Consider the following 20,354-nt stretch of genomic DNA (forward strand, 5'->3'; position numbering starts at 1 on the left):
GCTCGCCCGCCCCATCCACTTCCAGCTCGGCACCTTCGTCACGACAGCCTCGATCCCGCGAGGGTCGTAGAGGGTGCAGGGATAGGGGCGCAGATCGCCGATCGCGACCGATGTCATCTGCGCCTCGGGGAAGGCGCGGCCCATGCAGTCGGCGTCCACCACGGGGATGCCGAGATGCGCGGCTGCCATCAGCGCCTGCACGCCGTTGCCGCCGCCGATCTCGACCGACATCACCGCGCGGAACTTGATGTTGTTGATCTCTTCCTGCATCCGCACGGCGCGCGCGATGTTGCGGCTGTCGGCGAGGCGCTCCTGTCCGACCAGCGGCGCGCCCATGTTGGAGACCACGGCGACCCAATCCTCGTCGTCGAGGTCGAGCGGCGACATCAATTGCACGCGGGTGCCTTCGGCATAGAGCCGGCGCAGGTTGAGCAGGCCGAGATAGGGGCTGCCGCCGCCGCCGGTGCCGAGGATCCAGGCGCCGACCGCGAGTGCCTCGATTTCCTCGAGGCTGATCGTCTTCAATTCCGCCTTGCTCACGAGACCAGCTCCTCGACGATACGCGCCGCGGCGGCAATGCCGAGGATCACGGGGCCAGGATAGGCCGTGCGCACGCGCGCCTTGTTGGCGCTGGTGTAGCTGATGCAGTCCATCACCACGAGGTCGGGTTCGAGGTCCGCCATCGTGCGTGCGGCTTCGTCGACTGCGGCATCGTCCGAGCCGGGACGCAGCGTGATGCCGACGACGTCGACGCCGTCGCGCTGCCATTTCTTGTCGATCAGCGCGGTCTGCTCGGGAAGCGGCGAGAACACGCCGAGCCGGCCGTTCGGCAGCACGGCCTCGACGAGGTTGTGCAGAATGGCCGAGGGCAGGATGACGAGGCCTTCGGCCGCGAGATTGGGGAATTTGCCGGTGCAGGCCATCAACGTCACGCCGACGCCCTCGTGCTTGAAACGGGTGATCTGCTGGCTGGCGCGCCGCTCGACTTCCTTCTTGCTGATGGTGACGCCGTCGCCATCAGGCAGCAGCGTGAACAGCGTGTCGTAGCCGTCCATCGGCGGGATGGCGTCGATCTCGGCGCGGCTCATGCCGTCGAGCGCGCCGCGCAGCTCGATCTCGATGCCGGGCGAGAGCACGGTGGCGATCTCGGCGGCGACTGTGGGGCGCGGGCTCTGGCCGATCACGACCACCCCGATGCGCTGGTGCTTCAATGGCATGTTCATGTCTAGTCCTTCAGGGCGACGAGATCGGCCGGCGTCCAGTCGAGCGTGACACCGTTGCCGGGAACGAACAGGCGGCTCGTGCCTGCATTGGGTTGCTGCACGAGGACGCGATGGCCGCTCGCGAGCTCGATTCGGTAGAGCACGGCGCCCCCGAGGAAGTTGGTGTTCTCGACGATGCCGTGGGCGGAGCTACCGGCTGCGATGGCGGCGTCGCCGCGCGGCGAAAGGCGAATCTTCTCCGGGCGCAGCGCCACCGAGAGAACGCCGGTGCCTTGCGCATCGGTGGGCGGTAACGCCAGGATCAAGCCCTTGCCGACGTCGAGCGCCGAGGCACCAGTGCCCGTCGTCGTCCGCTCGCCGCGAAAGATGTTGGTGTCGCCGATGAAGTCGGCGACGAAGCGCGTCGTCGGCTGGTTGTAGATCTCGGTCGGCGTGCCGACCTGCTCGACGCGGCCGCCATTCATCACGGCGATGCGGTCGGACATCGCCAGCGCCTCTTCCTGGTCGTGGGTGACGAAGACGAGGGTCAGGCCAAGCTTTTTCTGGAGCTGCTTCAGCTCGAACTGCATCTGTTGCCGCAGCTTCTTGTCGAGCGCCCCTAACGGTTCGTCGCAGAGCAGGACGCGCGGGGCGATCACGATGGCGCGCGCAAGCGCGACGCGCTGCTGCTGGCCGCCGGAGAGCTGGGCGGGGCGGCGGTCTTCCAGGCCGGAGAGCTCGACCATGGCCAGCGCCGCCTTCACCTTGGCCGCAATGGTCGCCTTGTCCAGCCCGCGCATGCGCAGGCCGAAGGCGACGTTCTCGGCGACGGTGCGATGCGGGAACAGCGCGTAGTTCTGGAACACCATGCCCATGTCGCGCTTGTGCGCGGGGACGTGGGTGATGTCGGCGCCGTCGACGCGGATTGCGCCGGCGCTCGGCGTCTCGAAGCCGGCGATCATGCGCAGCGTCGTGGTCTTGCCGCAGCCGGACGGGCCGAGCAGGGAGAAGAACTCGCCCTGCCTGATGTCCATGGCGACCGCGTCCACCGCGCGTACGCCGCCGTCATAGATCTTGCTGACGCCGGCGATTTCGATCGATGCGCTCATGCACGGAAGATCCGGTTGACGCGCTGGTCGATCTCGTCCTTGCGCTCGTTGTACCACTTCCAGTCGACCTGGATCAGCTTCGAGACCTTCTCCGGCGTGGTCAGCAGCTTGGCATCGTACTTGGCGTCGAGCTTCACTTTCTTGTTGGCCGGGGAGTACCACACGGTCTCCGCCAGCCGCTTCTGCACCTCGGGACGGAGCATGTAGTTCACATAGGCGTTGGCGAGCTCCTTCATCTTGCTGCCGGGCGTGATGGTGAGGACCTGCTCCAGCGACAGCACGCCTTCGCTCGGGGAGACGAAATCGGTCGGCTGGTTCTGGCCGTCATAGCGGTAGATGCCGGAATCGTGGATGACGCAGAGCCCGACTTCGCCGGACAGCAGCATCTTCTCCATCGCGCCGGTGAAATCGACGATCTTGATCGGCTTCAGCTTCTCCAGCGCCGTGTAGGCGGCGTCGAGATCGAGCTGGCCCTTGCCGAACAGTGTGCCGCACATCATCAGGAAGGCCTGGCCGAGGCTGTTGACCGGGATGACATAGCCGCCGCGGACGCCGTTGTATTTCGCGTCCCACAGCTCTTTCCAGGAGGTGATGCTGCCGTAGCCCTTGTCGGTGCGCATGCCGAGGCCGATGGCGCTGGTGAAGATCGAGACGCCGACGATCTTGTCGCTGATGGCATAGGGATAGACGTCGGCGAGGTTCGGCACCAGCTTGGGATCGATCTTCGGCTCGACCAGGCCCATTTCAGCGGCAGCCCACTGCTCGTTGGAATTGGTGTGCATGACGTCATAGATCGGCGCCGAGCGCGAGCTCGCCTGGAGCTTCGGCAGATAGGGGAAGGCCGAATCGATCTGGAGCTTGCACTTGAACTCGCTCTCGAAGGCGGGGCCGATCTCGGCCTTCATGATCTCGCCCCACTTGCCACCCCAGCCGGTGATGCGCAGCGTCGGATCGTCGGCGCGCGCGACGTAAGGAGCGGCGATGGTGCCGATGCCGAGCGAGGCGCTTGCGGTCAGAAAGCGGCGGCGGCTGAACCGTGACGATCCCAGAGCTTTCATCATGTGTCGATTCCTTCGGATGCAATGAGCGGTTACAATTTGACGTAGGAGCGCAGGCCGACCGTGCGGTCGAGCCCGATGACGACGACGAAGGCCAGCAGGATCGAGACCACGGAAGCCGCGCCGATGGTGCCGTCCAGATCGAATTTGAGATAGTTGAACAGCGTGACCGGCAGCGTCTCGTTGCCCGGTGAGACCAGGAACAGCGACACCGGAAACTGGTCGAACGAGACGATGAAGGCGAAGATCGCGCCTGCCAGCACGCCCGGCTTGATCAGCGGCAGCGTCACCTCGAAGAAGGTGCGCAGCGGACTTGCGCCGAGATTTTGCGCGGCCTCCTCCAGGCGCGTGTCGAAGTTGTGCAGCACGGCGAGCGTGGTGCGCACCACATAAGGCAGCGTCACCAGCGTGTGGCCGGCGACGAGGCCCCAAGTGGGACGGCCGACATCGAGCAGCACATAGGTCTGGAACAGCGCAAGGCCGGTAAGGATCGCCGGCAGCATCAGCGGCGAGAGCATGGTCGCCACGATCAGCCGCGTGCCCGGCAGATTGCCGCGTGCGAGCGCCAGCGCGGCGGAGGCGCCGAGGAGTGTTGCGGACAAGGTGGTCAGCACAGCGACTTCGAGGCTGAACCAGAGCGCATGCATGAAATCGCGCGAGGCGAAGAACTTTTCGAACCAGCGCAAGGATACGCCGACCGGCGGAAACTGGATGAACGGCGTCGGATTCAGGGCGAACACGACGACGATCGCGATCGGCGCCAACAGGAAGATCAGGATGGCGATGTTGATCGCGAGATAGAGGTAACGGCCGTAATGGCGAGGGACGGTGGCCGTACGCACGGGCGTTGCTCGCTCGGCTGCCGCGAGTGATGTGGAGGTGCTCATCACCGGCCTCACTGCAACTCGCGCTGGCCGGAGACGAGGCCGAGCGCGCGGTTATAGGCGATGACGAGCAAGAGCGAGATCACGAGCAGCACGATGCCGATCGCAGCGGCGAAGCCGACGTTGAAGTTCGCCGAAATCTGCTGGTAGATCAGAATCGGCAGCGTCATGATCTGAAAGCCGCCGAGCAGGATCGGCGTGACATAGGCGCTGATCGCCAGCGCGAAGACGAGCAGCGAACCGGCAAGGATGCCAGGCAGGCTGAGCGGCAGCGTCACCTCGATGAAGGCGCGCAACGGGCTTGCGCCGAGATTTTCCGCGGCCTGCTCCAGCCGCTCGTCGATGCGGCCGATCACGCCGGTCAGCGTCAGCACCATGAAGGGCACGTAGATGTGGACCAGGCCGACCACGATGCCTGTTTCGGTGTACATCAGCTTCAGCGGCTGGGCGATGAGGCCGAGCGACATCAGGGTCTGATTGACCACGCCCTTGTCGGACAGCAGCGTCATCCAGGCGAAGGTGCGCACCACGATGCCGGTGAGCATCGGCGCCAGCACCGCCATCAGCAGCAGTGCGTGCCCGGTGCGGCTCTTGATGCGCGCCATCCAGTGCGCCAGCGGATAGCCGATCGCAAGTGCGACCAGCGTGGTCACGAGCCCGATCCGGATGGTGGTCCAGATCACCTCGAGATAGAAGGGATCGTCGATCATGCGGGCGTAGTGCCGTGTGGTGAAGGCGACCTTCGGCATCACCACCGGATTGCCGGTGAGCACGCTCATGGTCGCCATCAACCCGATCGGCAGGAAGAAGAACAGCGCGAACAGCAGCGCGCTCGGCAGGATGAAGAGCGCAAGGCCGTTGGGACGTTGGGCGGCGGTGCTGCTCATCGTGTCCCCGTCTTTACGCGTGCGGCATCCTGCTCGAGCGGATCGCCGGTCATGCGCCGCAGCTTCGCAGCCATGGCCGCGAGCTCGCGGCGGACATTGGCGCGCTCGGCGGCGGTGGTCGCCTGCACCGAATAGGACACCGCGATCCCGATCATCTCGCCGGTCTCGCCGCTCTTCAGCGCAAAGCCTTGCGAGCCGACGCCTTCGATGGATTCATCGGCGGCTTCGGACACTCCGGTGCGGCGGATCTCATCCATGCGTGCCATCAGCTGCTTGAAGTTCTGCGGCGAGTTGCGTGGCAGTTTGGGATAGGTCGCGGGCACACGCGCGCGGATGTCCTCGTCGGAGAGGCGCGCCAGCATGGCGCGGCCGTTCGAGGTGGCGAGTGCCGGCGTGCGCTGGCCGGGCGGGTTGACGACGCGCAGGGGATTCGAGCCCGGCACGATCCGGAGCACGACCTGCTCGTAGCCGTCGAGCACGGCGATGTATCCGGTGTGCCCGGTGCGGGCGCAGACCTCGCGCAGCTCGCGCTCGGCCATGCTGATGAGATCATCGTGAGCGCGGTGCAGCCGGCCGAGCTCGAAGGTGAGCAGGCCCGGCCGGTAGCGGCGGGTGTGCGGGTCCTGCTCGAGCAGCCCGCAGTCGCGCAAGGATCGCAGCAGCCGCGAGGTCGAGCTCTTCGGCTTGCCGGTCAGCGCCATCACGTCCGCGAACGACAGATCCGGCCGCGCGCTGGAGAAGCAGCGGAGAATCTCGATCGCGTTGGTGAGAGCACTCATGCAGGCCGGTCCAAGAGAGTTCCAAATTTCGGAACCTCGTCCCAAATTCTAAGCCTGGCATAAAAACGGGCAAGCGGAAATTTCCGGCAGGGTGGTGCCCGATTGCGCAGCTGCGGCGGAAGGTCGCTTGGGATGTAAACGCGGCGCACCGGCGAGTCGGTGCGCCGCGTCTTGTGATCAGGCCGCTTCGGCGGCGACGTTGCCGATCCAGTCGCGGGCGAGCGTCACATCGGCCTGCGACAATTGATGGCCCGCCGGCAGGGCCTTCTGAGTCACGCTGGCTCCTGCTTGCGACAGCAGCGCCGCCAGTCGTGCCGCATTGCTCGCAGGAACGATCGGATCAGCCTGTCCGAACAGCAGCAGCACCGGTTTGCCGTGAAGCTCCGCAGTCGGCGGATCCGACAGCGGCACCATGGCGCGCAGCAGGATCGCGCCTGCAAGCACGTCCGGCTTCAGCAGCAACAGCGCGGCTGCGATGTTGGCGCCGTTGGAGAAGCCGACCGCGACCGGTGCGACGATGCCGTAACGCTTCCGCGCGTCCGTGACGAAGTCGCCGAGCTCGAGCGCGCGCCGGCGCACGTCCGTCTCGTCGAACACGCCTTCAGCCAAGCGGCGGAAGAAGCGCGGCATGCCGTGCTCGAGCACGCGGCCGCGCGGCGAGAGCAGGGCGGAGCCTGGCGAGATCATCTTGCCAAGCCCGAGCAGATCGTTCTCGTCGCCGCCGGTGCCGTGCAGGAGCAGGAGTGGGGGAGAGCCCGCGCTGGTCGCGGGCTCGTAACGATGGATGAATGCACTCTCGGTCATCACACGCTCTCCTCCAGGCTCGGCAGCACGCCCTCGATCTGCTTGCGGTGCTGTTCGAGGAAGCTGGGCAGCTTCAGGTCACGTCCCAGCGTTGCGACGGGCTCGTCGACGGCGAAGCCGGGGATGTCGGTCGCGATCTCGAACAGCACGCCGCCTGGCTCGCGGAAGTAGATCGAGCGGAAGTAGTTGCGGTCCCGCTGCTCGGTCGGGTGCAGGCCGTGATTGCTCACGAGCTTTTGCGCCATCCGGCCCTGCTCGGCATCGTCAGCCGCGCGGAAGGCGATGTGGTGGACAGAGCCGCCGCCCTGATGTCCCCGCAAAAAGCCCTTGGCCTCGTAGATATCGACGACGCTGCCTTCGACATCGCCCGGTGCCTTGAAGCGGATCACAGAACCTTCGCGGCCCGTTTCCTTGAAGCCGAACACGTCGGTCAGGACGGCAGCGGTCTTCGCGGCGCTGTCGAGCAGCAAGGTGACGCCATGGAAGCCGCGGATCGCGTGCTCGGCCGGCACGTCGCCATTGCTCCAGCCCGGTTCGTTCTCGGCACCGGGAATGCCGACCAGGGCCAGTGCCATGCCGTCGGGATCGGTGAACGGCAGCACGGATTCGCCAAAGCGCTTTTCGAGGGCTTCATACGCGATGCCCTTCTCGGTGAAGCGCTGCGTCCAGTAGCCAAGCGAGCGCTGAGGTACGCGGAAGGCGGTCTGATGGGTCTCGCCGACGCCGCGGCGGCCGGACGGCGCGCCAGCCCAGGGGAAGAAGGTCAGGATGGTACCGGGGCGGCCGGTCTCGTCGCCGTAATAGAAGTGATAGGTGCCGGGATCGTCGAAATTGACCGTCTTCTTGACGAAGCGCAGGCCGAGATCCCGGGTGTAAAAGCCGAAATTGCGGATGGGGTCGCCGGCGATCGCGGTGACATGGTGCAGTCCAGACATTGTCGTCCTCCAAAGCTCGGGGAGCGGTCTTGCTCTGGCCGGAAATATCGTTCCGCTTTGGATTGGAGACAATCCATGCAAATATGACGTCTATGTCTACGATTTGGAAACAATTGGGCGGGCCGGCCCTTGGATAAGGTGGCCAGCCTCCGGGCCTTCGTGAAGGTGGTCGAAAGCGGCAGCTTTGCCGAAGCCGGCCGGCAGCTGCGGCTGTCGCGCTCGGCGATCAGCAAATACATCGCCGACCTCGAGGAGAGCCTCGGCGTCCAGCTGCTGAACCGGACCACCCGTCACGCCAGCCCGACCGAGAACGGCCAGCGCTATTTCGAGCGCGCGGTCGTGATCCTCTCCGAGATCGAGGCCGCCGACCAGGCCGTGGTGCAGGCCCAGTCGGCGCCGCGCGGCCTGCTGCGCGTCAATGCGCCGATGTCGTTCGGCACCATGCGGCTGGGTCCGGTGCTCGCCGATTTCATGGCGCTCTATGGTGAGCTTCAGCTCCAGATCGTGCTCAGCGACGACCTGCTCGATCCCGTCCAGGACGGCTTTGACGTGACCTTGCGGATCGCGGAGCTGGAATCCTCCAGCCTGATCGCGCGAAAAATCATGCCCGTGGAGCGCATGATCTGCGCATCGCCGGATTACCTTGCGCGCCACGGCACACCGAAACATCCACAGGATCTGCGCGAGCATGCGTCGCTGACCTACGGCTTCCTGCTCACCGGCAATCAGTGGAAGCTCACCGGCGCCGACGGCGATCACTGGATCCAGCCGGCCTGGTCGCTCTGCGTCAACAATGCCGAGGTGTTGCGCGACGTCGCGATCAAGGGCAGGGGGCTCGCGCTGCTGCCGGAGTTCATCGCCGCCGATGCCTTGCGGAAGGGCGAGCTACGCACGGTGCTGGATGACTATTCGGCGCCGCCGCTCGCGCTCTATGCGGTGTATCCGCCGACGCGGCATTTGTCGGTGAAGGTGCGGCTGTTCATTGATTTTCTGGTGGAGCGATTCGGGCGGGAGGACGAGGCTGTCGCGCGAAAATCCACCGCGGCTAGCTAACTGAGCGCTGCTCGACAGGTGCGAGTAATTCCTCCAGCGCGCTCATCGAGGCCTTCTGAAGCGCGGCGAGTTCGCGTGCGGCGTTCTGGCATTCGGGCGGGGACATCGAGGGGGCCGCGAGCTCCACTTCACGGCAGCGCTCGAACAGGTTGACGAGGCCGAGCGCGCCGGCGGCGCTGCCGAGCTGATGCGTGAGCCGTGCCAACTGCACCTGATCGCCAATTGCTGCTGCCTCGGCGATGTCCTCGACCAGCCTGTCGCTGGTCTGCTGCAGCAAATGATGGAGCTTTGCGATTTGCGCAGGGCCGAGCAGCTCCCGTTGATCATCGAGGAAATGCCGGTCGATCAGCGCACCCGCGACAAGCTGCACTGCGGCCGGTTCGTCCGGGGTGTCCTCGATCGCCTCGCGCAGCGCATTGATCAGGATCGGTTTGCTGACGATCTTGGCAATGCCGGCGCCGGCAAGCCGCTCGCGCGCGCTGGTGGACACGTCGGCGGTCACGGCGATGATGCGCGGCATCTTCGGCAGATCGAGCTTGCCGATCCGCGATGTCGCCTCGACGCCGTCCATGTCGGGCATGTGCAGGTCCATCAGGATGATGTCGAACGCCTGATCGCGGGCGAGCGCGACAGCTGAGGCGCCGTTTCCTGCAAGGGTGGGGCGATGGCCGAGCCGGTTCAGGATGGCTTCGCCGACCTCGCGATTGACCGGATCGTCATCGACCAGCAGCACGCGGAGCTGACGCGACGGCGGCGGAAGTGCACCTTGCGCGATGCCGCTCGCGGCGCGGCCGAGCGGCACTTGAAGCGTGAACGTGCTGCCCGCGCCCGGGGTGCTCTCCACAGTCAATTCGCCGCGCATGAGGCGGGTGAGGCGCCGCGCGATCGCAAGGCCGAGGCCGGTGCCGCCGAACCGCCGCGCGATGCTGTCGTCGGCCTGGACGAAATCCTCGAAGATGCGCTCGTGCATGTCGGGCGCGATGCCTATGCCGGTATCACGAACGGTTATGTGAAGAAGGACATGATCGTCGCGCCGCTCGGCGGATGCCTTCAAATCAATCCCGCCACGCGGGGTGAACTTGATCGCATTGCCGATCAGATTGAGCAGGATGCGGTTGAGGCGAACAGGATCGCCATGCACCGATATGTTGACCGTCGTATCGCAGGCAAGGTCGAAGGTCAGGCCTTTGCCAAAGGCCTGCGGGCGCATCAGATCGGCGGCGGTCTCGACCAACTGGTCGAGGCGGAAGTCGCGCGTCTCCAGCGTCTCTGTGCTGGCCTCCAGGCGGGCATATTCCAGGATGGCGTCGACCAGCGCGATCAGCGTTTCGCCCGACGCTGCCGCGGTCGCGAGGTGACGGCGCTGCGTTTCGCCGAGGCTGCCGTCGTCGAGCAATTGCAGCACACCCATGACGCCGTTCAGCGGCGTGCGCAGCTCGTGGCTGACGACGGCGAGGAAGCGCGACTTGGTTTCGTTGGCCAGCACCGCAGCGCTGCGCGCGCGCTCGGCGGCGTCATGCTCGGCGAGGGCATGGTCGCGGGCCTTCTCGAGTTCGGAGGTCCGTTCGACCACCTTACGTTCGAGCGTCGCGTAGGAATCGCGCAAATGCGCAGCCATCCGGTTGAACTGGTCGCCGAGTGCCTCCAGCTCGTCGCCGGTCTTGATCGCGAGCCGCAAACCGAGATCGCCGCTGCCGATCCGCCGCGCGCCTTGCGTCAATATCTGGATCGGCACGGTCATGCGCCTGCTGAGGAAGAGGGACACCAGAATCGCGATGACGAGCAGGATGACCAGCAGGAACGTCGAGCGCCCAATCGACGCATAGATCGGTGCATAGGCTTCAGTGAGCGGCAGCTCGACGAACACCAGCCAGCCGAGCGAGGGCACCGTCGCATAGGTCGATAGCACGCGCTGACCCGATAGGTCTTCCTTGACGAGGCCGCCCGAGGGAGGGCCTACTCCATCGAGTGCGGCGCGTACGTCGGCATGGCCGGAGAGATCGGAGCGGCGCAGCGCTGGCCACAGATCGGGATGTGCGATCAACACGCCCATGCGGTCGACCACATAGGCCTTGCCGGTGTTGCCGACCCTGATCCCGGCGACGAGGTCCCAGATGAAGCGCAGATTGACTTCGGCGACGATCACGTTGGGCGCGGGGCCGGTCCCCCGCGTGGCGAGCGTCATGAACGGCTCGGTGTCGCCGAAGAAGTAGACGGGGCCGTAATAGGCGCGGCTTTCATTCGCGCCGCGGAAGGAAGGCAAGGTGGAGAGATCGGCCTTGCTGCCGACCCTGTCGGCGACGCGGCGCGACACGCGCACCTGCTCGCGGCCCTGCGCGTCGAGCTCGGTGATCTCCGCGATCGCGGGCGAGAGGCGCAGGAGGCGGATGGCGTTGAGACGGTCGTCTTCGTTGGTCGACAGCTCCGGGGGCAGGCGCGCGAGCCACCTGATCTGGTTCTCGATCTGGCCGATGAACTGGCCGATCTGGATCGCCGCGCTCGCGGCCTGCTCGCGCTGGGTCGCCGCGAGCAACTGCTTCTGCTCGCGATAGGAGAACCAGACATCGAAGCCGGTGTTGATGGCGAGCGCGGCAAAGGCGAGCGCAACGATCGAGTAGAGATATTTTCGGAACAGCCGGCCGGGAGGCGTCGGCAGATATCCCTGGTCTGTCGTCTCGTTCACTCGCGGATCTCGTCGGCGCGCGCGAGCAGCGTGAAGGGAATAGTCAACCCGAGCGAGCGGGCGACAGTGCGGTTGATCAGGAGCTCGTATTTCCGCGGCGATTGCACCGGCAGATCGCCGGCCTTGGTGCCGCGCAGGATGAGATCGACATAGTCGGCCGAGCGCACTTCGAGCGTCGGCCCGTAGCTCATCAGCCCGCCCGCATCCATGAAGTAATGGAACGGGTAGATCATCGGGACGCGATATTTTGCTGCCGCCGCGACGATCGCCTGCCGGTTCACCACCAGGAAGCTGTCGACGAGTGAGATCATCGCGGCCCTCGGCGGCTCCGAAAAGCGGCCGATCGCCCCGTCGATCTCCGCTGGTGCGCTGACGGGAGCGAGGACCACGCCGATGCCGGCCGCCGCGGCCTCCTGCTCGACGGAGTCGAGGAAGAAGCGGCCGTTGCGAGGCGTGGTCGCTGGATTGTACAGCACGCCGACGCGCGCGATGTCCGGAACGGCCTCCTTGATGAGCTGAAGCCATTTGCCGCCCATCTCGGCGGTGCTGCTGGTGAAACCCGTGACGTTGCCGCCCGGATGCGCGAGGCTCTCGACGAAGCCGTTACCGACGGGATCGTTGGAGGTTGCGAAGACGATCGGAATCGTTTTGGTCAACGCCAGCACGGCTGCGGTTTCGACCGTAGAGCCGGTCAGGATGACGTCCGGCTTGAGCTCGATGAGCTCCTGCACCGCGGTCTTCATCTTGTCCGGCCCGCCGAATGTCGAACGAAGCTCAAAGCGGTAGTTGACGCCTTCGACCCAGCCTCGCTGCTTCAAGCCTGCGATGAGCCCACCGAGGCGAGAGGTCACGTTGCCCTCGGATATGTTTCTTCTGGTCAGCTCATCGTCGAGCGAGAGGCTGGTCAGCGAGGCGACGATCCGCATGCGATCCGGCGTTGCGCCGAGCGCGAGGAAGCTCGCAGCAGTTGTGCCCGCAAGGCGAAGGAAATCGCGACGGGCGACCGCCGGCTCAACGCGGGCAGGAGCGGACCGCTCAGTCATGAAATGTTTCGCAAAAGTTGTCCCTGACAATGTGCATATCGCGAAAGGCTAGCGACCACAATTGATGAAAAAATACGCTTGTGAATGTTCATTCGCAGCCATGGGCAGCCCGATACCGTATTCCTACGCCGCTGAGGAGTCGCTGTTTCGAGCCTTGTCTGCTCCGTGATGTTTTGTAACGCCTTGTGGCGCTGCAACATTTCCCGTCCCGGTCGCGACGAGGGTTCGGAGAAGCCGATTTCGTGACTGTCGATTTTTGAGTCGTTGTTTCAGGTTGTTTCGAAGGTTTGCCATGCGCAGAATCTATCTCCTTCCGGCCCTCGTCGGCCTCCTCTCCTCCGTTGCTGCGGGTCCGTTGGTGGCTCAGGGCGTCGTTCCGAAGCAGAAAGCCGCGCAAGCTCCGAAGGCTGCCGCTGCGACCGGTGCTTCTCCGGCAGCCGCGGCGCCAGCGGCCGCCGCCAGCGAAGCGCCGAGCGCTGACGACAAGACGACCAAGGCGATCGATGGTTTCCGCTCCGCCAAGTTCGGCATGAGCGAAGCCGACGTGCGCGTGGCGATGACGAAGGACTTCAATGCCAAGCCCGACGCCATCAAGATCCAGGAAAATGCCTCCGAACTGACGCGCAGCCTGCTGCTCCAGGCGCCGGAGCTGCTTCCCAACGGCGGCACAGCCGAGCTGTCCTATGTGTTCGGCTACAAGTCGAAGTCGCTGATCCAGGTCGGCGCGGTCTGGTCGAAAGGGACCGACACGGCGATGACGCCGGAGAAGCTGTTCTCCAACGCCAACATCCTGCGCGCCCATTTCATGGGCGAGGGCTTCAAGCCGGACTCCATCGCGGTCAACATGCCTGTTGCCGGCGGCATCGTGATGTTCCGCGGCAGCGATGCCAAGGATCGTTCGGTGATCCTGCTGCTCCAGGGCACCTTCGAGAACAAGGAGAACAACCAGCGTGTGCTGACGCCCACCAGCCTGCTGCTGTTCTACGTGGCCGACGCCAAGAGCCCCGACATCTTCAAGCTGCCGCCCGGCCAGTTCTGATGCCGGACGCTTCAACGACATTCTCCCACCCGGTTGTGGATCGGCGCCAATGCCGATGACGAGGATCTGAAATGCGCGGACCATCTGCGACGCGAGACAATGACGAGCTGACGACCTTGCGAGGGCTGGCACGCTTCCGTTCGATGTCGCTGCTCTGCGCGATGCAGATGGTCTTCCTGCCGGTGTACAGCGTCCGCGTTCAGGCGCAGACGGCAAACGTCATCGTTCCCGACGGGCGCACCGGCACCAGCCTCCAGACGTCAGGCAGCGTCACCAACGTCACGACCTCGACGATATCAGGCAACAACGCCTTCAACTCGTTCTCGCAGTTCAGCGTTGGGCAGGGCAACACCGTCAATCTGCAACTGCCGACGGGCACGCAAAACCTCGTCAACATCGTTCGCGACGCCCCAGTCTACGTCAACGGCACGTTGAACTCCTACATGAACGGTGCGATCGGCGGTAACGTCTATTTCGCCGATCCCAAGGGCTTCGTGGTCGGCCGTTCCGGCACGGTGAATGTCGGCAGCCTCAACGTGTCGACGCCGACGCGCGAGTTCACCGACAGCCTGATCGGCGCGAACGGGCAGATCAACCAGTCGGCCGTCGGCAATTTGATGGCCGGCTCGTTCCCGGTCTCGCCGGACGGCAACATCCGCATCTATGGCCGCGTCAACGCCATCGATGGCGTGCGCCTGACCGGGCAGAACGTGTTTGTCGGCGGCGCCAGCCAGCGCGACATCGCCAATCTCGATCACGCCGCGAAGTTCGCAGCCTCCGTCAATTCCAGGGGCCTGCGCAGCGCCAGCTCGATCACCGTCAGCAACGGCTCGATCCATATCGGTGCGGTCAACAATGCCAGGGTCAACGGACGCCTGACCGCGCGCAGCAAGACGTCGACGCCGAGCAACATCACCGTCGTGGCCGGCAACGATGTCGAGATCGGCAAGAACGCGAGGCTGAGCACGGCGAGCAGGACGGGAGATGCCGGTGGCGTCCTCGTCAAGGCTGCCAATGACGTAGCCGTCAAGAGCGGCGCGAAGTTCAATGCCAGCTCGAAAACGGGCAATGCGGGCCTGGTCGAGCTGAGCGGAAACGGCGTCATCGACGTGGGCAGCGGCGTCAGCATCAACCTCAGTGCACCCGCCGGCCGGGCCGGCACGCTCCTGATCGACCCGACCGATGTGGTCATCGGTGACGCGAGCCAGGGCGACACCGGCGTGACGCTGTCGAACACCTCGGTCGCCAACGCCATCGCGGCGCTGAGCGCCGGTGCCACCTATCTGGTCCAGGCCGACAATTCGGTCACGCTGGCTGCGCATGCGGTCATCGATGCGCGCAATCTGGATTCGGCCACCAGGACACATTCCGTCGGCAACGCCATCAATGTCGAGATCGACGCCCCGACCATCAGCATCGTCAACGGTGCGAAGATCCTGGCCCAGGCGATCAATACGGGCGGTACGACCTACACGGACGGGAATGTCACGTTGGCGGCCACGGCGAGCCAGACCCTGATGTCGGGCCACGCCTACGCGACCACGGGCATCACGATCGACGGTACGATCACCGGCGGCACGATCAGCATCGGCGCGACATCGACGGCGACGGCCAGCTTCACCAACTCGCTCGCGTCGACTTTCGCGTTGGTCGGCGAGTCCGTTCCTGGCCTGATCCTCGGCCTCAACGGTGGCTATGTCGCGGCAACCGCAACCGCGGCCGTGAACATCAACGGCCACGCCAACATCTCCGGCAGCGGCGACGTGACGATCCATGCCCACGGATCGGAGCGCGCCGAGGATCCGGTCATTGCCTCCACGTTGCTCGGGTTGTCGCCGGTCGGCGCCGCGGTCGTCGTCGGCAACATCGCCGGCAACGTATCGGCCAACGTGGCCAACAATGCGACCATCAACGCGGGCGGCAACCTCAGCATCAAGGCGACCAACGATGCGACGATGAACGTCGCCGCCGTATCGATGACGTCGAGTGCGATCCTCGTGGCGACGGTGGCCTATTCGACCGCCTCGGTGACGACCACGGCGAATGTCGAGACCGGTGCTCACCTCTCCGCCGGCACGGCGGGCGGATCGGCGGGCAGTCTCACGCTGCGTGCGCTGAACAACAACAGTTTCGTCACTTCGGCGACGGCCGTTGCGCTGGACAATCCGGCGCTGAACGGCAGCGTTGGCGGTGCCGTCGCGATCAGCAACATCAACACGTCCGCGAATGCGAATCTCGGTGCGTCGCTCGGCACCAGCACCGACCGGATGAACGGCTCGGTGACGGTCGAGGCAACCTCGAATACCACGTCGAACGCGACGTCGTCCTCGACCATCACCGGCACGCCCGCGCTGATCGCCGGTCTGCAAGGCGCCCTGGTCGTCGGCACCATGAGGCCGGATCTGTTCTCGCAGCAGTTCAGCACGCTGTTCCAGGCGAACCTCAACCTCAAGGCTTCCGCGGCGCTGTCGCTGGCCAACAATACCGAGAGCGCGACCGCTTGGATCGCGCAAACCGCGAACGGCGGCGGCGCGCCTTCGATCTACACCACCGGCAACGTCGCCGTCGTCAGCAACGTGATCGATGTCGGTGTACGCAGCATCGCGACCGCGTCGGCGATCACCTCCAGCCCGGTCGACGGCCAGGCCGTCGCCATCGGCGCGTCGGTGGCATGGGGCGACTTCACGCACAATTCGAATGCCTATGTCGGTGAGGGAACGCTGATCAATGCCTCGAAGATCGGCATTGCGGCCAATACCTACATGCCGATCACCAACACCTGGACCCGCTGGGCCGGGCTCGGCGAGGTGCTGAGCCACCTCAACGGCAATCTGGGGATCGGCAGCAACATCCTGACCAGCTATGCGAACGCGACCTCCGACGCGGGCGACACCGTCGGTCTCGCGGGATCGGTGAACTACTTCGCGGTCCACAACAATACGACGGCGTGGGTTGCGACCGACGCCAGTCTGACGGCGACCTGCACCATCGCGACATGCGGCGCGGGGGCCTGGTCGGCAGGGTTGAACAGCGGCGATACCCAGGCTTTCGACGCGACCCTGGCGATCAGCGCCAGCGCATCATCGGCCTCGATCAATGCCGCAGGCAATGTCGGCACGCTCGGCATCCTGCCGGGCAACACCGCAGGCGGCAGTTCGCTGGGCGGCGCGCTGAACCTCATCAAGTTCAACAGCAAGACGATTGCCGGCGTGGCCGACGGCGCGAGTGTCAAGTCGACCGACAACATCGCCGTCAACGCGGTCACGACCGACCTGTTCTTCGGTGTCGCGCCGACCTCGGGCAAGGCCGCCGGCGCGCTGGCGCTGAACGGCATCACGTCGATTGCGCTGCTGGACAATATCACGCATGCCTCGATCGGATCGACCGCGACCGCATGGGCGCCGACGATCAACATCTACGCCGCGCAAAATCTGTCGATGCTGTCGGTTGCGGGCGCGGTGTCGGCCGGCGGCAATTCGGCGGTCGGCCTGGCAGTCGCCTATCTCGGCGCGAACGCCGATACCGCAGCCTATATCGGCGAAAATCGCGACGACATCCGGCCGGGCCCATTCAGCTCTAACGACCCGTTCTCCGGCAACGGCGGCGGCACCGGATCGGTCCATGCGGACAATCTGGCCATCTCTGCCACGACGTCGGGGCGTATCACCGCGGCCTCGGTTGCGGCTGCCATTTCGGAGCCCGGCGTTTCCAGCTTCGCGACCAAGGCGGGAGCCGCGGGCGCCATCGCGACCGGCGGCACTGACGGCGCCGCAGCGGGGGCTGCCAAGATCGGGTCGACCTCCGGATCGAGCACGAGCGGCTTCAGCATCGATCTCGCCGGAAGCTCGTCAATCAGCGATGTTTCGCTCGGCACCAGCGCCTACATTTCGAATGGACAGGTCGACAAATTCACCACGGCGAGTGCGGTGACGAGCAACACGGTCGTCCAGGCGCTGAACGACACCATCCTCGACAACGGCGCCGGCTCCGCTGCAGCCAACCTCGCCGGAAACAGCTCGCCGGCCAGCGCTGCCATCGGGGGCGCCATTGCGTCGGCGATGTCGAACAACGCCACGCGCGCCTATATCTCCAGCACCACCATGAACAATCAGAGTTCGGTGACGGTGCAGGCGCTGAACGGGGGCTCGCAGACCGTTGTCGCGATCGGGGTCGCGGGCTCGTTGTCGTCCAATGCGGTGGCGCTCTCGGCGTCTGTCGGCATCGTCACGGACAGTGCCAATGCCTACATCGAGACCTCGAGCATCACGGGGCAGTCCACCGGCGTCAACCGCGCGGTCGAGGTCGATGCCTACCAGACCACGAACATCGCAATCGGCGGCGGCGCGCTCTATGCGGCCGGCGGGAAAGTCGGGGCGGGCATCGGGCTGACTTACGCGTCGATCGGCGACCCCACGGGCGGCAACGCGACCGACGCGCATATCCGCACGAGCTCGCTCTCCAACTACGACACGCTGCTGGTGCTGGCCAACAGCGCCGGCGTGATCGCGGCCGGCGCTGCGTCCGGCGGCGCAGCCGCGGAGGGCGGACTTGCCGGTGCCGTCGTCGTCAGCGAGGTCACATCGACCACGACGGCCTATATCAACAGCGGCGCGACGGTGAACGTCAACGTCGGCGGCGTGACCGTGCTGGCCGGCAGCGGCGCGGTGTCGGCGCTGGACACCGCGCTCGACAATCTCGTCAAGAAGTCGAACAGCAACCAGCTCGCGTCTGACACCTGCACCACATCGAGCGGCCGGGAGAATTGCATCGACTTCAGCGCGGCCGTGCTGAACGGCGGTATCGGCAACGGGACCGGCGCCAGCATCGTGTCCGTGGCGGGCATCCTGCAGGCGGGCGACAAGAATATCGGCGCGGCGATCGTCTACGACACCATCGCAACGACCCATTCGGCGTACATTGCCAATGTGCTGCTGCAGGCGGCAACGGCAAACGGCCGAGTCAGCGTGAGCGCAACAGACTCCTCGAAAATCCAGGCGGTCACCATCGGCCTCACCGGCGCGTCCGGGCAGTTCGCCGGCATCGCCGGCACGACGATCAGCTCGATCTCCAACACCGTTTCGGCCGCCATCGGCAACGCCCAGTCCAGCAATTCGAATTCGACCGCCTCCGCCAAGAACGTGTCCGTCACGGCGACCGACAGTTCCACCATCAAGGGCAGCGCCGCGCTCGCGGCGGGGGCGCCCAGCGGAAGCGCCGGCGGACTTGCACTGGTCTACAGCAGTATCGCCAACAACGTGAGCGCCGGCGTGACCGGGTCCAAGGTGACCGCGACGGGCAGCGTCGCCGTCGGCGCCAGCTCGAACGCCGCCATTTCCAACGTTGCCGTCGGCATCGCTGCCTCCTCGCAGGTCGGGCTGGCGGGATCGGTCGTCACCAGCCTGATGGGCACCAACGTCACCGCCAGCATTACCGCCGCCAGCACCAACAGCATCAACGGCGCCGATGTCATGGCGACCAACAATGTCGGGGTGATCGCCAGCAATTCGGACAAGGTGTCCGCGATTGCCGGTGCGCTCTCCATCTCGACGGGCGCGGCCGGCGGCGCCGGCTCGATGGTCACCAACCAGATCACGGGAACCACAGCGGCCTATATCAGCGGCGCGAATACCAAGGTCGACGCGCTCGGGACCAGCAGCACCGACACGCTGTCGGTCAACAACGGCTCGCTCGTCCATGCCTTCGATCTCGGTACCGCGCACGCACCGACCGACACGACGCCCGACCTCACCGAGAACCAGGACACCGTGCGCGGCCTTGCCGTGGTCGCGAGCTCGCACCAGGCGGTCGTGACCAACGTCGCTTCGCTCGCCGCCAGCAGCGGCATCTCGATCATGATCAACCCGATCACCAACGTGATGAGCGGGGCGACGCGGGCCTATATCGACAGCGCGGCGATCGACACGCGCCTGACCTCGTCGACGCTCAAGCCGCAGATCGAGGTGGCCGCGTCGAGCTTCTCCTATTCCGGCGCTTTCGGCTCCGGCATTGCTTACGGCAGCAGCGGCGGCGGCGGGGCGACGATCATCTCGACGACGATGTCGCGCGAGACCTTCGCCTATATCACCAATGCCACGGTCGGCGGCGTCCAGTCGACGAGCGAGACGGTCGGCGCCGTGACCGTGAAGGCCAATGCGGAACAGGATGCGTCCTCGATCGCGATCGGCTTCAACACCGGCTCGGTCGGGCTCAACGTCTTCCAGGCAACGACGGAAGCCTATGTCGACGGCGGCGCGCTGACGGCTTCGTCGCTGGCGGTGAACGCCAGCAACAACACCGGCATTTTCTCCGCGAACGGTTCCGGCGCTTACGGCAGCCAGGCCGCGATCGGCGCTGCATTCCTGGTCCAGGTCTCTTCGAATCGGACACTGGCCTATGTCGGCGACGAGTTCCATTACGAGGGCGGCACTGCGCCGCACACGACCGCGCTCAACCTGAGCGGCGCACTCGACGTCGAGGCCAACACCAAGAACCGCTTCGAGGCCTATGCCATCGGCGGCGCGCTCTCGACCGGCACGGCGGCGATCGCCGGCATGGCCAACGTCGAGGTCGCCAACAACACCACCATCGCCGGCGTCTACGACACCACGCTGCAAGGGGTGACGGGAGGCACGGCCGGCGCGGTGACGATCAACGCGACCGAGGACGTGGCGATCAAGGAGATCGCCGGCGCGCTCGCGGTCGGCGCCAGCGGGGCAGGGGTCGGCGTCGGTGCTGCGGCCAACGTCATCGTGTTCAAGAGCCGGACCGTCGCCGAGAGCTGGAACAGCAATCTGAATTCGTCCGGCGCCGTCAACGTCAACGCGCTCAGCACCAAGGAGGTGCTGTCCTACGCGGTCACCGCCGGCATCGGCGGCGGC

The 20,354-nt window shown here is 65.6% G+C and carries 14 protein-coding genes; 3 read left to right on the forward strand and 11 right to left on the reverse strand.

Going from position 1 to position 20,354, the window contains the following annotated elements; translation table 11 throughout:
- From PMI42_RS09255 to PMI42_RS09295, 9 genes are all read right to left on the reverse strand, one after another.
- Positions 1-540, reverse strand: a 540-nt coding sequence (locus tag PMI42_RS09255) for an S-methyl thiohydantoin desulfurase family protein (protein ID WP_008132915.1), incomplete at its 3' end; no start/stop codon positions are given.
- Positions 537-1,223, reverse strand: a complete 687-nt coding sequence (locus PMI42_RS09260) for an AroM family protein (RefSeq protein ID WP_008132917.1) — start codon at positions 1,221-1,223, stop codon at positions 537-539. The genes PMI42_RS09255 and PMI42_RS09260, both read right to left, overlap by 4 nt.
- Before the next feature lie 2 nt (positions 1,224-1,225).
- Positions 1,226-2,311 carry an ABC transporter ATP-binding protein gene (locus PMI42_RS09265; RefSeq protein ID WP_008132918.1) on the reverse strand — a complete coding sequence of 362 codons (1,086 nt, stop codon included), beginning with the start codon at positions 2,309-2,311 and terminating at the stop codon, positions 1,226-1,228.
- A complete protein-coding gene (locus PMI42_RS09270; protein ID WP_008132920.1) occupies positions 2,308-3,372 on the reverse strand; it encodes an extracellular solute-binding protein in 1,065 nt (354 codons plus the stop codon). The genes PMI42_RS09265 and PMI42_RS09270 overlap by 4 nt, the downstream gene beginning before the upstream one ends.
- A gap of 29 nt (positions 3,373-3,401) precedes the next feature.
- Complete coding sequence (locus PMI42_RS09275; protein ID WP_008132921.1) at positions 3,402-4,256, reverse strand: ABC transporter permease; 855 nt, start codon at positions 4,254-4,256, stop codon at positions 3,402-3,404.
- 8 nt (positions 4,257-4,264) lie between these two features.
- Positions 4,265-5,140, reverse strand: a complete 876-nt coding sequence (locus tag PMI42_RS09280) for an ABC transporter permease (protein WP_008132923.1) — start codon at positions 5,138-5,140, stop codon at positions 4,265-4,267.
- Positions 5,137-5,919, reverse strand: coding sequence for an IclR family transcriptional regulator (locus PMI42_RS09285; RefSeq protein WP_008132925.1), 783 nt, complete (start codon positions 5,917-5,919; stop codon positions 5,137-5,139). Before PMI42_RS09285 ends, PMI42_RS09280 begins: the two co-directional genes overlap by 4 nt.
- 177 nt (positions 5,920-6,096) lie before the next feature.
- Complete coding sequence (locus PMI42_RS09290; protein WP_008132927.1) at positions 6,097-6,723, reverse strand: alpha/beta hydrolase; 627 nt, start codon at positions 6,721-6,723, stop codon at positions 6,097-6,099.
- Positions 6,723-7,658 (reverse strand): ring-cleaving dioxygenase, encoded by a 936-nt coding sequence (locus PMI42_RS09295; protein ID WP_008132928.1) that lies wholly within the window; start codon positions 7,656-7,658, stop codon positions 6,723-6,725. Before PMI42_RS09295 ends, PMI42_RS09290 begins: the two co-directional genes overlap by 1 nt.
- Positions 7,659-7,787: 129 nt before the next feature.
- On the opposite strand from PMI42_RS09295, the gene PMI42_RS09300 reads away from it, so the two are divergent.
- On the forward strand, positions 7,788-8,711 hold the full coding sequence (locus tag PMI42_RS09300; protein ID WP_008132929.1) for a LysR family transcriptional regulator: 924 nt from the start codon (positions 7,788-7,790) through the stop codon (positions 8,709-8,711).
- Here the strand turns inward: PMI42_RS09300 and PMI42_RS09305 are convergent.
- Positions 8,704-11,394 (reverse strand): hybrid sensor histidine kinase/response regulator, encoded by a 2,691-nt coding sequence (locus PMI42_RS09305; RefSeq protein WP_008132930.1) that lies wholly within the window; start codon positions 11,392-11,394, stop codon positions 8,704-8,706. The two genes, PMI42_RS09300 and PMI42_RS09305, sit on opposite strands and share 8 nt — an antisense overlap.
- The gene (locus PMI42_RS09310) at positions 11,391-12,437 is read right to left on the reverse strand and encodes an ABC transporter substrate-binding protein (protein ID WP_008132932.1); all 1,047 of its coding nucleotides are present in this window, start codon (positions 12,435-12,437) and stop codon (positions 11,391-11,393) included. The genes PMI42_RS09305 and PMI42_RS09310 overlap by 4 nt, the downstream gene beginning before the upstream one ends.
- Positions 12,438-12,729: 292 nt before the next feature.
- Here PMI42_RS09310 and PMI42_RS09315 point away from each other — a divergent pair, with 292 nt between their 5' ends.
- Positions 12,730-13,476: a hypothetical protein gene (locus PMI42_RS09315; protein ID WP_008132934.1), complete on the forward strand. Its 747-nt coding sequence runs from the start codon at positions 12,730-12,732 to the stop codon at positions 13,474-13,476.
- Between the two features lie 71 nt (positions 13,477-13,547).
- Positions 13,548-20,354, forward strand: a 6,807-nt coding sequence (locus PMI42_RS09320) for a leukotoxin LktA family filamentous adhesin (protein ID WP_008132936.1), incomplete at its 3' end; no start/stop codon positions are given.

The organism is Bradyrhizobium sp. YR681, assembly GCF_000282615.1.
Classification (GTDB): domain Bacteria; phylum Pseudomonadota; class Alphaproteobacteria; order Rhizobiales; family Xanthobacteraceae; genus Bradyrhizobium.

Excerpts from the sequence above, each read along its gene's own strand:
- PMI42_RS09295 (WP_008132928.1), bottom strand. The coding sequence starts at position 7,658 with ATGTCTGGACTGCACCATGTCACCGCGATCGCCGGCGACCCCATCCGC.
- PMI42_RS09280 (WP_008132923.1), bottom strand. The coding sequence starts at position 5,140 with ATGAGCAGCACCGCCGCCCAACGTCCCAACGGCCTTGCGCTCTTCATC.
- PMI42_RS09310 (WP_008132932.1), bottom strand. The coding sequence starts at position 12,437 with ATGACTGAGCGGTCCGCTCCTGCCCGCGTTGAGCCGGCGGTCGCCCGT.
- PMI42_RS09260 (WP_008132917.1), bottom strand. The coding sequence starts at position 1,223 with ATGAACATGCCATTGAAGCACCAGCGCATCGGGGTGGTCGTGATCGGC.
- PMI42_RS09270 (WP_008132920.1), bottom strand. The coding sequence starts at position 3,372 with ATGATGAAAGCTCTGGGATCGTCACGGTTCAGCCGCCGCCGCTTTCTG.
- PMI42_RS09265 (WP_008132918.1), bottom strand. The coding sequence starts at position 2,311 with ATGAGCGCATCGATCGAAATCGCCGGCGTCAGCAAGATCTATGACGGC.
- PMI42_RS09315 (WP_008132934.1), top strand. The coding sequence starts at position 12,730 with ATGCGCAGAATCTATCTCCTTCCGGCCCTCGTCGGCCTCCTCTCCTCC.
- PMI42_RS09275 (WP_008132921.1), bottom strand. The coding sequence starts at position 4,256 with ATGAGCACCTCCACATCACTCGCGGCAGCCGAGCGAGCAACGCCCGTG.
- PMI42_RS09285 (WP_008132925.1), bottom strand. The coding sequence starts at position 5,919 with ATGAGTGCTCTCACCAACGCGATCGAGATTCTCCGCTGCTTCTCCAGC.
- PMI42_RS09290 (WP_008132927.1), bottom strand. The coding sequence starts at position 6,723 with ATGACCGAGAGTGCATTCATCCATCGTTACGAGCCCGCGACCAGCGCG.